Below are 252 nucleotides of genomic sequence, written 5' to 3'. Positions count from 1 at the left end.
CCCCCCCCCCCCCCCCCCCCCCCCCCCCCCCCCCCCCCCCCCCCCCCCCCCCCCTTTTCAAGCAGAAGACGGCATACGCGATCAACGTCAGCGTCTCGTGGGCTCGGAGATGTGTATAAGAGACAGATGCTGGTGCGTGCCAGCGGCCGCAGGAAGGGCAGCAGGTACTGGCGCGAGCCGCTGCTGCAGTCACGCAGCCAGGCGGCCTTGACGTCGTCGGGCAGCGGCGTGCTCTGGTCCAGGTACAGCGCG

At 71.8% G+C, this 252-nt stretch carries 1 pseudogene; it reads right to left on the bottom strand.

The features are described 5' to 3' along the window. Positions 1-252, bottom strand: a pseudogene (locus JHD82_RS29800) (hypothetical protein); the annotation flags it as partial.

This window comes from Delftia sp. ASV31 (assembly GCF_016428765.1).
In the GTDB taxonomy this organism is placed as follows: domain Bacteria; phylum Pseudomonadota; class Gammaproteobacteria; order Burkholderiales; family Burkholderiaceae_C; genus Comamonas; species Comamonas acidovorans.
Note: the sequence above shows the minus strand (reverse complement) of the source record. Positions and strands in the feature narration are given on the sequence as shown.